At 56.9% G+C, this 14,314-nt stretch carries 13 protein-coding genes; 2 read left to right on the forward strand and 11 right to left on the reverse strand.

Annotated elements, in window-relative coordinates; translation table 11 throughout:
- The first annotated feature begins 7 nt into the window (after positions 1-7).
- Entirely contained in the window at positions 8-1,573 is a 1,566-nt protein-coding gene (gene cimA, locus FEAC_RS02875) for a citramalate synthase (protein WP_269078247.1), read from the forward strand.
- The gene (locus FEAC_RS02880; protein WP_035388550.1) at positions 1,570-2,031 is read left to right on the forward strand and encodes a hypothetical protein; all 462 of its coding nucleotides are present in this window, start codon (positions 1,570-1,572) and stop codon (positions 2,029-2,031) included. The genes cimA and FEAC_RS02880 overlap by 4 nt, the downstream gene beginning before the upstream one ends.
- Here the strand turns inward: FEAC_RS02880 and FEAC_RS02885 are convergent.
- The 11 genes from FEAC_RS02885 to FEAC_RS02935 all read right to left on the reverse strand — a co-directional run bounded on the left by FEAC_RS02885 (position 2,015) and on the right by FEAC_RS02935 (position 14,261).
- Positions 2,015-3,310: an NAD(P)/FAD-dependent oxidoreductase gene (locus FEAC_RS02885; RefSeq protein WP_160290318.1), complete on the reverse strand. Its 1,296-nt coding sequence runs from the start codon at positions 3,308-3,310 to the stop codon at positions 2,015-2,017. The genes FEAC_RS02880 and FEAC_RS02885 overlap by 17 nt on opposite strands.
- 70 nt (positions 3,311-3,380) lie before the next feature.
- Positions 3,381-3,992 carry a hypothetical protein gene (locus FEAC_RS02890; RefSeq protein ID WP_035388552.1) on the reverse strand — a complete coding sequence of 204 codons (612 nt, stop codon included), beginning with the start codon at positions 3,990-3,992 and terminating at the stop codon, positions 3,381-3,383.
- A complete protein-coding gene (locus tag FEAC_RS02895; RefSeq protein WP_035388554.1) occupies positions 3,982-5,232 on the reverse strand; it encodes a hypothetical protein in 1,251 nt (416 codons plus the stop codon). The genes FEAC_RS02890 and FEAC_RS02895 overlap by 11 nt, the downstream gene beginning before the upstream one ends.
- Before the next feature lies 1 nt (position 5,233).
- Complete coding sequence (ilvC, locus tag FEAC_RS02900; protein ID WP_035388556.1) at positions 5,234-6,256, reverse strand: ketol-acid reductoisomerase; 1,023 nt, start codon at positions 6,254-6,256, stop codon at positions 5,234-5,236.
- A complete protein-coding gene (gene ilvN / locus FEAC_RS02905; RefSeq protein WP_081900955.1) occupies positions 6,257-6,829 on the reverse strand; it encodes an acetolactate synthase small subunit in 573 nt (190 codons plus the stop codon). It abuts the gene before it with no gap.
- Complete coding sequence (locus tag FEAC_RS02910; protein ID WP_052565380.1) at positions 6,829-8,535, reverse strand: acetolactate synthase large subunit; 1,707 nt, start codon at positions 8,533-8,535, stop codon at positions 6,829-6,831. The genes ilvN and FEAC_RS02910 overlap by 1 nt, the downstream gene beginning before the upstream one ends.
- Before the next feature lie 202 nt (positions 8,536-8,737).
- A complete protein-coding gene (ilvD, locus tag FEAC_RS02915) occupies positions 8,738-10,423 on the reverse strand; it encodes a dihydroxy-acid dehydratase (RefSeq protein WP_035388559.1) in 1,686 nt (561 codons plus the stop codon).
- 140 nt (positions 10,424-10,563) lie between these two features.
- The gene (gene gatB, locus FEAC_RS02920; RefSeq protein ID WP_052565383.1) at positions 10,564-12,027 is read right to left on the reverse strand and encodes an Asp-tRNA(Asn)/Glu-tRNA(Gln) amidotransferase subunit GatB; all 1,464 of its coding nucleotides are present in this window, start codon (positions 12,025-12,027) and stop codon (positions 10,564-10,566) included.
- Positions 12,024-13,460, reverse strand: coding sequence for an Asp-tRNA(Asn)/Glu-tRNA(Gln) amidotransferase subunit GatA (gatA, locus tag FEAC_RS02925; RefSeq protein WP_035388560.1), 1,437 nt, complete (start codon positions 13,458-13,460; stop codon positions 12,024-12,026). The genes gatB and gatA overlap by 4 nt, the downstream gene beginning before the upstream one ends.
- On the reverse strand, positions 13,457-13,756 hold the full coding sequence (gene gatC / locus FEAC_RS02930; RefSeq protein WP_035388561.1) for an Asp-tRNA(Asn)/Glu-tRNA(Gln) amidotransferase subunit GatC: 300 nt from the start codon (positions 13,754-13,756) through the stop codon (positions 13,457-13,459). Before gatC ends, gatA begins: the two co-directional genes overlap by 4 nt.
- Positions 13,757-13,817: 61 nt before the next feature.
- Positions 13,818-14,261 carry a hypothetical protein gene (locus FEAC_RS02935; RefSeq protein ID WP_035388562.1) on the reverse strand — a complete coding sequence of 148 codons (444 nt, stop codon included), beginning with the start codon at positions 14,259-14,261 and terminating at the stop codon, positions 13,818-13,820.
- Positions 14,262-14,314: the final 53 nt, after the last annotated feature.

Raw genomic sequence — 14,314 nt, forward strand, 5'->3', positions numbered from 1 at the left:
GGTTGACATCTACGATACGACCCTAAGAGATGGGTCTCAGCAAGAGGGGATCTCGCTCACAGTCGAGGATAAGCTTCGCGTCGCCCGCCAGCTCGACAGCTTAGGGGTGCAGTTCATCGAGGGTGGCTGGCCAGGTGCCAATCCAAAGGATGCTGCATTCTTTGCGAGAGCGACCAGTGAACTTAAGCTTCATAGCTCCAGGCTGGTAGCGTTTGGATCCACACGCAGGGCCAACGGAGATGTCGAGAACGACCCGAACCTGCGGGCTCTGGTAGCGAGTGGTGTAGCCGATGTTTGCATCGTAGCAAAGGCCTGGGACTATCACGTAGTCCATGCCCTTCGAACCTCGCTAGAGGAGGCACTGGCGATGGTCCGAGACTCCGTAGCCTTTCTTGTCGGCCACGGGTGCAATGTATTCCTTGACGCTGAGCACTTCTTCGACGGCTTCAAGGGCAACCCGGACTTCGCCATCGCAGTACTCAGTGCTGCAGCAGAGGGCGGAGCATCTACCCTCGTCCTCTGTGACACCAACGGAGGAACTCTCCCGTCAGAGATCCCGTCTATCATCTCCAAGGTCAACGACCAAATTGCACTTCCGTTCGGGGTTCACTTTCACAACGACTCTGGCTGCGCAGTGGCGAACTCGCTCATCGCCGTAGATCTGGGTGCCACCCAAGTCCAAGGGTGCCTCAATGGCTATGGAGAGAGGACCGGCAATGCAAATCTGGTGCCCATCATTGCGGCCCTCTCGCTCAAACAGGCGATCTCCACCATTCCCCCACAGAATCTTCAACTCCTCACCACTACGGCACGCCATATTGCAGAGATCACCAACCTGCCCCTCTCCCCACAGACCCCCTATGTCGGATCCTCAGCCTTCACCCACAAGGCAGGACTGCACGTAAGTGCCATCGCGAGGCGTAGCGACGCCTACGAGCATATCAACCCTGACCTGGTCGGGAACCATAGCCGCTTCGTGGTATCGGAGATGGCTGGACGCCAAACGCTCCTGATAAAGGCTGGTGAACTCGGTCTTGAGCTGACCGATGATGCCACAACATCATTGCTGCAGCGACTCAAGGACCTTGAGCACCAGGGGTACCACTTCGAGGTAGCCGATGGATCGCTTGAGCTGCTTATGCGTCATGCGCTTGGTTGGGTGCAGCCGTACTTCGAGGTCGAGTCGTACCGCGTCGCCACCGATGGTTACCATGGTCCAGAGCTCCTAACCGAGGCGACCGTGAAGGTGAGGGTCAACGACAACCGAATTATCGCCACCGCCGAGGGAAACGGACCCGTACACGCGCTAGATCAGGCACTCAGGCAGGCACTCCAGACGACCTACCCATCGCTAAAGACGATGGGGCTCGATGACTACAAGGTCCGGGTACTCGACACCTCAAGTGGCACCGACGCCGTAGTGAGGGTTCTCATCGACTTCTCCGACTCCGAGACCCAATGGACAACCACCGGAGTCTCGACAAATATCATCGAGGCATCGTTCTCGGCGCTCACCGAGGGCTTTGTGCTCGCACTTGTCAAGACAACATCCAGCGAAGGGAGTGCGCAATGAGCCAACCAGATATGGTCGAGATCAACCAAGGCGAACATGTTCCACGCTACTGGGCCGAACCAGTCAACCCAGTAGAGCTCGCCTTGCATCGACCAGCAGAGCTAACAGGCAGGAAACTAGCGCAAGGTCAGTTGAATGGACGCCCTGGTCCAGATCAAGGTTATGCGCTCTCGCTGTATGAACATCTAGCTGGCACGATCCAAACCATACCTGGTGAACAACTCGCCGATATCCAAGCAGGGGTGGTGGCATGCGCGATGGCTCACGCCGCTGAGCTCGGGCGTGCCCCTATTCTGGCGGACCTGAAACGAGTGCTTGATCACTTTGGTTTCTTTGGAGGTGCAACCTCTGAACAGATCCGCACTCGTCAAGATCGCTTCCAGGGAATTAGCCACAACTACCAGGCACTCCGGCGTATGGTCGCCTTCACCCAGATGGAGATCAACCTCCAAGAATGACTCTTGGACCCTTGCCCCAAGATATGTAGTGCCAAGTCCAGTTAATCATGACCGAGGCCTTGTTGCGCGAACCCAAGAGGGTAACAACGTGGAGCCCCAACCATGCGAGCCAGGCAGGAGTTCCACTAAGCCGTATCCCATGCCCCACCTCTGCAACGGCGGCGCGGCGCCCGATCGTCGCCATCGTTCCCTTGTCGCGATAACGAAATGGGTACGTTGTCTCTCCCTTGGCGAGGGCACAGATCTGTAGAGCTGCATGGCGCCCACCTTGGATGGCAGGTTGCGCGAGCTGTGGAAGTGGGTTGCCACTCAGGTCCGACGCCAAGGCAGTGTCACCAACGGCAAATATATGTTCAGAGCCGATTACTCGCAGATCACCACCGACCATCAGGCGCCCACCCCTACCAGTGGGAAGTCCTAGACGCCCGACGACCGCGGGAACAGCTACTCCGGCCGCCCAAAGGACGAGCCCATTTTGAATCTCACGTCCACTATGGAGCAGAATAACACCAGGCTCGAGTGCCTCAACCGTCTCCTCCAAAAGAACGGTTACACCTCGGGTGCGCAACTCCCGGCGGGCATACTCTGATAGCTCCTCATGGAACGCCTCCAAAAGTCGAGATTGCTGCTCGATGAGGATGACCTTGACATCGTCCGGATTTAGACTGGTGTAATCGGTATAGAGAGCCTTATGGGCAAGTTCAGCGATCGCACCTGCTAGCTCCACCCCTGTCGCACCGCCTCCAACGACTACAAAAGTGAGTGCACCGTCACGTACGCCATGGGCGACCGCCTGCTCGAACTGGCGAAAGAGATGGTTTCTCACATCGAGCGCCTCGTCAAGGGTGTAGATAGCGTGCGAATATTCACGGGCGCCAGCTATGCCGAAGTAATTGGCGGTCGCTCCAACCCCGAGAATGAGGTAGTCATAATCAAGGGTTCGACCATCCTCTAGCACTATGAACTTGCGCTCAGCATCGACCGAGGCCAACTCACCCTGTTCGAACTTCGTCCTAGCCATACTCCGGATCACGGTTCGAATGGGAAACGCGACGTCGCCAGGGTTCAGCCCCGCTGTCGCCACCTGATACAGTAGTGGTTGAAAGGTAGCAAAGTTGTGACGATCCACCAGGGTCACATCCGCAGTAAACTTTGCAAGCTCTTCGACTGCTGCAAGTCCAGCAAAACCCGCACCTACGACCACCACCTTGGGACGGCTCGGAGTACCTTGCACAGGAGCTGTTGTCGCTCTGCGCTGACGGAGTCTTGTCGCTATCATGCCTACCTCCTCGTACTTTGGATCGAGCATAGCTGGCACGCCGGATGCAAGGGCTGTCCTTCACAGTCTCTTAATCTTGCGTCAACCTCATATCCAAGCGGCGTGATTGACGGCTGAGAGCCTGACCCAGCTCAGAATCGGAGAGAAAGACGATCGCGACGCCCGCATCGAGAGCCTGTCTCATTCGCTCAACCACTCCAGTCGAGGCCCGATAGGGTATCGGCGGCGCCACCACCCACACCGGTAGCAATCGAACTAACATCATGGCCAATGAGAGCTGGAATCGCCCATCTGCGTCCAGACTTGCTGCCGCTTCGTTAGCCGAGGAGAGCAGCCCTACCTCATCCAGGACCTCTCGAAAGGACGGTACCCTCCCGAGCCTAGGAGGACCTATCCTTACCGCCAACGCGAGATGTTCGAGCACCTTGAGCGACGGCATCGGTGTAAAACCTGCAAACGCTAGCGCTAATACTGAACGCGCCTCCCGGCTCCCGGCTTTAGCGCCCAACACCGTAATCTGTGCACTCGACTCGAGGCCGAGGAAGGCGCGAACGACAAGGTCCTGTGATCCACCGGTCAGCAACATCGATTCACCTTCGGCAAGGCTCCAGGTCCCGAGACGGACCGAGGCACCCTCGCGGGACACCGATCCACGCACCTCAAGTACCGTTCTAGGAGTCACGGATCTCTCCTTGCCACCAGCTAGTCAACGAGATACCGACTACACCCATGATGACCGAGAAGCTCGTTCCCGTGATCACATACTCGAGAAACAGGCCGTGAACAGCAAATGCATTGTTCAGCTGGACTAGCGGTGCTAGTGCACAACCAGCAAACGCGACCGCGAGCACCCCACTTACCCAGCGTGATTGAACAATCTCCTGATCAGATGCCATCACCCGAAGAGCGACACCGGCGCCTACAAATCCGACTCCGCAACCCAAAGCTAATACCAGCACAGTACCAAAACCAATGAGATAACTCTGCCGCCACGCCAAGCCAACAGCCGTCACGAGCAACAGACTTGCAAGCAAAGCAGGCGCCACGGCGGCACGACGACCATAGGATCCCCGAGTTCGCGGAAGGATGCCGAGAATCCCGGTCGGCTGCACCAGCGACGAGGCGACTGGACTCAGCTCCCAACCCAGCCAGCAACCTAGCCCAGCTACCAGGGGGCCAAGAACCAACATGCCCTCGGAAAGGCCTATACCTAATGGAACGAGCGCCAACGCAGCTAGGACAGCCCTTAACCACGTCAGTCGACCGACGCGAGCTGTACTCAAGGCACCCAAGGATAGCCCTGGGTACCTCAACATCAACGAAAGGCTGAGGGAGTGATCGAGAAAACGACCGTCTGGCGCTGCGGATCGGCGAAGATTAGGCGCCCAGCGCGAGCCAACAAGAACTAACACGGAGGCCAAGAGAGCAATCGCCGAGTACGTCACAGCGTCCTTACCTCGGACCAGGTCAGCCGCTGTGTTCTGGAGACCGAGTGATGCCCCGCTAGCCAAGATCGCAACCGACACAAGTACAAAGACCGCGAGCACAAGATCTGCTAGTCCACTGACCCTAGACCATTGGTGGCACCCCTCCATCCAAATGGCGAGTGCACATCCAACCAGCAACCACGGGGCCGCACTCTGATGGAGGAGGCCCTGATGACTGAGCGAATACCAAACCACTAGCGCGTATACAACAGTCATGCCCGCTACCAGACCCGCGAAAAGTCGGCCCCATCGCGCCCCTAGACTCACAGCACCAGCCGCGAGAAAAACAGCCAACAGACCACCGCCGAGCGCGGAACTCGGCAACGAGTGTACGACCTTATCTAGATCACGATCGAGCACGGCAACCAGAGCCCCCAGACTCAGCGCCCCCCATAGCACCGGTTTACGCCAGGTACGCAGGGTGGAAGCGATCACGCTATCCCCCAGACACCTCGGTCAGTTTTGACTTCGTAGACAGGAACGGCATCATTGTACGCAGAGTCGCCCCCACCTGCTCGACTGATTGATCTTTGGCCTGTTGGCGTAGTTGATTAAATCGAGGTCGACCGGCTGCCATCTCATCGATTAACTCTCGCGCGAAGCTTCCATCCTGAATCTCAGCTAGAATACGCCGCATCTCTGCGCGTGTAGCCTCATTGACTATACGTGGCCCGCGTGTAAGGCCCCCGTACTCAGCCGTCTCTGAGACCGAGAACCACATGCCCGCTAGACCATTTTCGTAAAGGAGGTCAACGATGAGTTTCATCTCGTGCAGGCACTCAAAATAGGCCGACTCCGGCTGGTAACCAGCCTCTACCAGGGTCGTGAAGCCAGCGACAATCAGCTCACTCAAGCCACCGCAGAGCACCACCTGCTCGCCAAAGAGATCGGTCTCAGTCTCCTCAGCAAAGGTGGTATCAAGCACGCCAGCCTTCGTGGAGCCGATACCCCAGGCGTAAGAGAGCGCCAATGCATGACCGTTTCCTTGAGGGTCGTTGGCGACGGCCACCAACGAAGGCACGCCTCCGCCCTCTTCGTAAGTCCTCCGAACGAGATGGCCAGGACCTTTAGGCGCGATCATGATCACCGCAACGTCCTCTGGCGGCACGATCTCACCGAATCGAATATTGAAGCCATGAGCGAACCCAAGCGTCTGGCCAGGACGAAGGTGTGGGGCTACCTCGTTCTCATAGATCTCCTTCTGCACGGTGTCGGGCGCGAGAAACATGATGAGATCCGCCCACTTGACAGCTTCCGGCACTGACAACACCTCGAGCCCACTAGCCCAAGCCTTATCACCAGAGGAGGAGCCTGGTCGAAGCGCAACTCGCACCTTAACCCCTGAGTCAGAGAGGTTGAGTGCATGAGCGTGGCCTTGGGAACCGTAACCAATGATAGCGACACGCGTGCCGCTGATAATCGACGGATCTGCGTCGTTGTCGTAATACATCTGAGCCATTTATGATACTCTTCCCTTCTTAGATCTGCGTGTGGGTTTTGGCAGCTTACTGAGAGCAATCCTACCGGTTCGCTGTAGCTCGATCAGACCAAACTCAGCAAGGAACGCCTCTACATCATCTAGCTTCTCGGGTGACAACGCAAAGACGACTGTAAGTCTGTCCATCGAAACGTCGATAATCTCACCATGAAAGATCTCGACTAGCTCCATCACCTTGGAACGAGCACCAACCTCAGCGTTGATAGTGGCGAGCATGCACTCGTACTCGAGCGCGTCAGCCGGGTCGATCTCGGTGATCTTGATAACGTTGATCAACTTATGCAGCTGCTTGGTTATCTGTTCTAGTGGAACCGTCTCCACATCAACAACTATGGTGAGCCTCGAAAATCGCTCGTCATCGGTTGGAGCCACCGCGAGAGAATAGATGTTGTACCCACGTCGAGAGAACAACAACGCCACTCTTGCAAGCACACCGGCACGGTTCTCGACTAGCACGCTCAGGATATGATGCCTACCCTCAACCGGCGGACGAATAGAGCCAATTGGGACAAGGTTCGAAGATCGATCAACCATCATCGTCCTCTCTGCTGATGCGGAGGCAACACGATGTCATCATTCGGTGCTCCGGCGGGTACCATCGGAAAGACCTTTTCAAAGGTGTCAACACGAAAGTCAATCACAACCGGTCGATCGTCAATCTGATTCGCCTTCTCGATAACTGGGTCCACCTCACTCACCTGATCGACACGAAAACCAACGGCACCCATCGCCTCGGCCCACTTCACATAGTCTGGAAGATCGGGCGAGAGGAACACCTCCGAATAACGCTCCTCGTAAAACATCTCTTGCCACTGGCGCACCATACCAAGATAACCGTTATTCAAGATAGCAACTTTGATAGGGATACGTTCTGCCGTCGCGGTCACCAGCTCCTGCGCAGTCATCTGGAAGCACCCATCGCCATCAATGGCCCAGACCGTACTTTGCGGGCGACCAGTCTTTGCTCCAATAGCAGCTGGCACCGCAAAGCCCATCGTCCCAAGACCCCCTGAGTTAATCCACGAGTTTGGTCGTTCGAATTTAAAGTATTGAGAAGCCCACATCTGGTGCTGCCCCACACCCGAGACCACCACCGTATCGGCTGGCGCCAGAGCTGAGATGCGTTCGACGACATACTGAGGCTTTATGGCTGCACCCGGAAGTGAGGGTTCGTACGAGTACGGGTACTGCTCTTTCCAGGCACGCAACTGGGCGATCCACTCCGATAGATCGGGTGCCTCAGCTGGGAGGTGCCGAGTGATCTCAGGGATCACCGACTTCACATCACCAACGATAGGAACATCAGGCCGACGCACCTTCCCAAGTTCGGCTGGGTCGATATCGACATGTATGATGCGCGCCTTGGCGGCAAAGGCATCGACCTTGCCGGTCACGCGATCATCGAAGCGACTGCCGAGTGCAATAACCAGATCTGCCTGCTGAAGCGAGGTCACGGCAGTGAAGTTACCATGCATTCCTGGCATCCCTAGACACAGTGGGTGCGAGTCTGCGATGACGCCTCTCGCCATTAGAGTTGTCACCACCGGGATGCCAGAGCGATCCACTAACGCCTGTAACTCCGCGGATGCGTTACCTCTAATCAGCCCACCGCCGGCATAGATCACAGGCCTCTTCGAGCTCGCGATCATCGCCGCCGCCTGCTCTATCATCTTCGCGTGCCCCTTGACCGTTGGTTGATAGCCTGGCAGATCCAGCCGGCGAGGCCAGTACCACTCCATGGTGTCATTGGCAACGTCCTTAGGGAGGTCAACAACGACGGGTCCCGGCCGACCGGTGGTGGCAACGTGAAAGGCCTCGGCTATCACCCTTGGTATGTCACTTGCCCGTGTGATAAGCCAATTGTGTTTGGTGACCGACATCGTGATGCCTGTGGTGTCGGTCTCTTGAAACGCATCAGTTCCTATCGAGGTCGTAGCGACCTGACCGGTGATCACCACGATAGGTATGGAGTCAACGTAGGCGTCTGCAACCGCAGTTACGATATTAGTGGCCGCAGGACCACTAGTCACGATGGCAACTCCCGGACGTCCTGTGGCCTGCGCGAAGCCTTCGGCTGCATGGCCAGCACCCTGTTCATGGCGCACAAGGATGTGGCGGATTGGTGACTCCAACAACGGGTCATAGACGGGGAGAATGGCTCCGCCTGGAAGGCCAAACACCGTCTCGACCCCCTGCATCTCAAGCGACTTTATCAGTGCTTGTGCTCCGGTTAACTTCATGGCCGCCTCCTTCATGCATACGCGCAAGCGACACCCAGCGACTAGTTCCTTGTCTTAGAAGGCTCCCTTGAGCGTAGATACGAAAAGACCTCCCGGTAGGGGAGGTCTTGGGCACGACGCTACGAGGAGCCGTGCCCTAACGAAGGAGTACTACCAACGAGCGTCGAATGATCATGTGAAGAAGCATACCCAACCTCATCGACTATCCGCCAGTTACTGCCCCAATTTCTGCTCCCTTTACCAAAAGCGCGTACTTGCCGAGCGCTCCTTCGGTATAGCGGGCGGGCGCAGGAACGAAAGACTGGCGTCGACGAGCAAGTTCAGCCTCGTCAACCAGAAGGTCGATAGCGTGAGTAGGCACATCGATAACGATCCTATCGCCGTCTCGGATAAGACCAATCGGTCCCGCATCTGCCGCCTCTGGTGCTACATGGCCGATACAGAATCCGTGAGTGCCGCCGGAGAAGCGTCCGTCGGTGATCAACGCAGCATCATGCCCACGACCCGCACCCTTCATCGCGCCAGTAACCGCCAGCATCTCTCGCATACCAGGGCCGCCCTTTGGCCCCTCATATCGAATCACTACAACGTCGCCGGCACGAATCTGACCTGCAAATATTGCGTCAAGTGCCGCCTCTTCGCGATCGAATACTCGGGCGATGCCGTCAAAGTGTTCCTGATCGAGCCCGGCCACCTTCACAACCGATCCAGATGGAGCAAGAGATCCGCGCAGGACTGCAATCCCACCAACCTCATGGATCGGGGTATCGATGTTATGCACTACCTCACCATCTGGACGGGGTGGATCATAGACCCGGAGCTCCTCGGCTAGAGTGCGGCCAGTTACGGTGAGGCAATCGCCATTCAACAGACCAGCGTCCAAGAGCTCAGCAAGTACCACCGGGATGCCACCGATGCGATCGAGATCAGTCATATGATATTTTCCGTGCGGCTTCGTGTCGGCGAGGTGAGGAACTCGACTACCAATCCGGTTGAAGTCATCCAGAGTGAGTTCAACCTTCGCCTCGTAGGCGATGGCCAGCAGATGGAGCACTGCATTCGTAGAGCCCCCAAGGGCCATCACGACGGCTATCGCGTTTTCGAACGCAGCTTTGGTCATGATCTGACGAGGAGTAATTCCCAACTCCAAGAGCCTCATCACCGAACGTCCAGCCTCAAAGGCGATATCCTCGCGTCGACGGTCGACGGCTGGCGCAGAGGCAGAGCCGACCTGGGCCATTCCCAATGCCTCAGCAACCGAGGCCATCGTATTGGCGGTGTACATGCCTGCACACGATCCCTTGGTTGGACATGCATTGCGTTCAACGTCGAGAAGTCGTTGGTCGTCGATGCTGCCGGTCGCATAAGCCCCGACCGCCTCAAAGACACTTACAAGGTCAAGGGTCTCGCCACGAAAACGCCCCGGCAATATGCTACCGCCATAGACAAAAACCGATGGTAAATCGAGGCGCGCCGCCGCCATCATCATTCCTGGTAGCGATTTGTCACAACCCGCCAGTGTCACCATCGCATCAAAGCGCTCGGCGTGCATCATCAACTCTACCGAATCGGCGATGACCTCACGGGAGACGAGTGATGAATGCATGCCCTCATGCCCCATGGAGATACCGTCCGAGACGGCAATGGTGCCGAACTCCAACGCCACACCGCCAGCGGCCCGTACACCCGCCTTCGCGCGCTGCGCCAGGTCGGAGAGCACGAGGTTGCAGGGCGTAACCTCGTTCCACGAAGATGCGATCCCAATCTGTGGCTTGGAAAAATCCTCATCATTGAGACCAACCGCTCGGAGCATCGCTCGCGCCGGGGCTCGCCTCGGCCCCTCCGTGACCTCCTGGCTCCGAATCCTGATTGACTTCGTCTCGCTCATAATGTGCTACCCCCTGGTTGTGTGTAATATTGCCGTAACTGTATGCCAATGTAGCGCCATCCGTGCGCCTCTAGTGCTGATCATCCATGGTATGTAGACCAGTATCTCGCGCCGATAGCACCCAAGACGACCAGCTATTGCTAGTCAGTGCTCTTGCGTGCCTCATCACCAAGCTCAACCAAGGCTTGGCGAGCATCGGCACCGGAGATCTGCCTTCCGTATTTACGCATGACCTGTCCAACTAGAAAACCGGCTATCTTCTCATCGCCATCTAGATAGCGCTCCCACTCATCAGCGAAGGGTGCAATAACCTCAGCTACCATCGATTTAATCGCCCGCTGATCACGAGCGCTAAGACCAAGCTTGGCGATCAAATCGGGTACTGTAGCCGCGTCTACACACGCCTCGCGCAAGAGGATTTTCACCTGCGACGCTCCCAGCTCGCCTCTATCTTCAAGAGTCAACACCTCCACAAATCGAGTCGGGGTCAGCTCACCGATCTCGGCGAGCAGTGCGGTTAACTCATTCGCGCAACGGGCTGCTGCTCTGGCTGGAGTGATGTTCGCGTCGATGGCGGCTCGAAAGTAGGGCCAACACGCATCGGCGATCACCGTCTCACGCAGATCACCACTCAAATCAGGCAGCAGACTAGCAAGGTAACCACGACGCGCGCTCGGGAGTTCGGGGAGCTGTGCCCTGCGCTCCTCGATCAGATCGGAGTCCGGTGCCACCGGTGGCAGATCCGGCTCTGGGAAGTACCGATAGTCATTCGCCTCCTCCTTCAGACGTAGGGCACCGGTGACCGAGCGCGCCTCGTCCCAGAACCGTGTCTGCTGAATCATCGCCTCCCCGTCTTCATAGAGGTGCACCTGACGGAGACCCTCAAACTCAAGGGCACGAACCAGCGATCGCAATGAGTTGAGATTCTTGATCTCTACTCGTGTACGAAACCCCGTCTCGCCAATCGGCCGAACCGAGACATTCGCATCGACACGGAGTGACCCCTCCTCCATGCGTCCGTCGCTCGCACCGACAGTCACGAGGATGGCACGAAGTTCGGTTACGTACTCCTTGGCCTCCTCTGGATCGCGAATGTCAGGTGCAGAGACGATCTCGAGGAGCGGAACTCCTGAGCGGTTGTAGTCGATGAGCGAGTACTCAGCCGACTCAATCCGACCGTGACCCCCTCGATGAATCAACTTTCCAGTGTCCTCCTCTAGGTGGGCTCTCTCGATACCTATTACCCGACCTGAAGGCAGTTCAAGGTGCCCTCTGGCGTTGATAGGAACGTCATATTGAGAGATCTGATAGTCTTTGGGCATATCAGGGTAGAAGTAATTCTTTCGGTGGAATTGGCTTCGCTGGATGGTTGCATCGAGTGCCAAGCCAACACGTATAGCAAAGTCGACCGCCTGCTCGTTCATCACCGGCAAGCTCCCAGGCAGCCCGAGACACACCGGGCAGACGGAGGTGTTTGGTTCCTCGCCAAAAGCGTTTGGACATCCACAAAAGAGCTTGGTGGCGGTCTTTAGTTCCGTATGGACCTCCAGACCGATGACGTACTCCCACCCCTCTGCTGGCCCAGTGGTTGTTCGAGTCTTCAACGTAGCCCCCTCTCAACTGCATAAGCTCCTCTAAACAGAAGCTGTTCTGATAGCGCTGGACCGAGAAGTTGCACTCCTATCGGTAGGCCATCAGCGTCGACGCCTGCCGGGATTGAGATGGCTGGGTCACCCGAAAGATTCGACGGTATCGTACAGACATCAGAACGATACATCTCGACTGGATCACTGGAACGTTCGCCTATCCTGAACGCCGTAGTAGGGGATGTAGGACATAGAAGCAGATCAAAGTCTGCATACGCTCGTGCGAACGCTGTGCGCACCAGAGTCCGAACTCGCTGAGCGGTGACATAAAAGGCGTCGTAGTAGCCGGCAGAAAGGGCGTAGGTTCCAAGCATTATCCGTCGCTTCACTTCAGGTCCAAAGCCCTTTGTTCGAGTGGCGATCATCATCTCCTCAACAGTGGAGCCAGCCTCCCTAAGGCCGTAACGAACGCCGTCATATCGAGCTAGGTTCGACGACGCCTCCGCAGGAGCCACGACATAGTACGCCGCCAGCCCGAAGGCAAGTTCATCCAAGCTAATCTCGGCCACGCTAGCTCCCGATTGAGTTAGCACTTCAGCGGCGCGCAAGACCGAAGCCTGTACCTGTGGAGTCGCGGTCTCGACAAGGTTCGTTAATATTCCAACGCGGATACCGCGTACGCCCTCGGCCAATGAAGCCACTAGCGAGGGTGCCACCTCCTGCAGAGAGGTCGCGTCCCTGGGATCATGACCCATAATCGCCTCGGCTACGAGCGCAGCATCCTCAACCGAAGCAGTCAACGGACCGATCTGATCAAGCGAGGAGGCGAAGGCGAGGAGACCGTAACGCGAAACCCTGCCATAGGTCGGCTTAAAGCCCACAACGCCGGTCAAGGATGCTGGTTGGCGAATCGATCCACCAGTATCTGATCCAAGGCTCACCAGCGCCATCCTGGATGCTACCGCCGCCGCAGAACCGCCAGAAGAACCGCCAGGAACTCGCTCCAGATCGTAAGGGTTCTTGGTGATCTTGTAGGCCGAGTTCTCCGTTGAGGATCCCATCGCAAACTCGTCGAGATTCGTCTTGCCGACGACTATGCCATCCTGGTCGAGAATGCGATCAACAACCGTCGCGTTATAGGGAGGGGTCCAGCCCTCTAGGATCTTCGATGCCGCAGTGGTCGGGAACTCCATCGTACATAGATTGTCCTTCAGGGCGACGGGAACTCCCGCCAACCGCCCAAGGGTCTCACCGCGCGACCGTCGATCGTCCTGATCCATCGCCCGCCGATGCGCTGCGTCGAGGTCAAGTGAGAGGAAGGCGTCAACCTCGGGCTCTTGGATAGCGATCTGCTCCTGGTAGGCGTCGATCACCTCGACCGTCGTCACGTCGCGACTCTCTAGTCGGCGCGCCAGTTCGGCGATCCCCCAATCGAGAATCTCATCGTTCATGGCGCTCCTAAAATTCTGGGTACCCGGAAGTACTCATCCTCGGAGCTTGGAGCCATCGCCAAAACGACCTCTCGGTCGAGTCCTGGATGTACAACGTCGTCGCGCAAGAGGTTCACGGTCTCCAAAGGATGATCCATTGGAGGGTAGCTAGAGAGGTCCTCTGAGTTCATCACCTCGATCACCTCAAGAATTCGCGAAAGCGTGCTCTGGTATTCAATAAGTTCTTCACCACTCAATGACAGCCGCGCGAGCTGCGCGATATGAGCGACATCCGCCTGGTCGATCCGATTCGTCATCCCCCTGAGCCTAGACCTCACCTCGACCGAGTCAGCCAGTGTCACGAAGGGAGATAGGACTCTAGCTTGTAATCGCCCTCAACAAGGAGGACATCGGGTCACCTTCAGGCCGACCCGCAAAAACCTGGGTGAGGCCAAGAAGCTTAGTCATATCACCGGTGACCAATATCTTTCCGGCGATAAAGGACTCGATCGCTCGCTGAGGATTGAAATCAACAAAAAGCGCCTTCGCTGTCTCGTAATCGAGCGCCACCGTAAGATCGGCGTTCTCCAACTCTCCAAGATCGAGGTTCATGACACCTGAGGAGGTATCAATGAACGCCTTCAGTGGCTCCTCCTGAAAGGGGCAGCCCGAGATAATCTGGTTCATTTTCAGAGCAACATCCACCCGCATCGGCTCGATGTTGAGTCGATCGGTGATAGCACGAAACTCGTCTAGCCAAGCTGGACTCAAGAATTCATGCTGGCTAAGCCCATCGAGCATCGAAGCATCGAAATCAGTCATCTACTAAACCGCCTCTTTCTCTCGGTCACACTCTACAAGCGACGGAGCATCAA

It is taken from the genome of Ferrimicrobium acidiphilum DSM 19497 (assembly GCF_000949255.1).
In the GTDB taxonomy this organism is placed as follows: domain Bacteria; phylum Actinomycetota; class Acidimicrobiia; order Acidimicrobiales; family Acidimicrobiaceae; genus Ferrimicrobium; species Ferrimicrobium acidiphilum.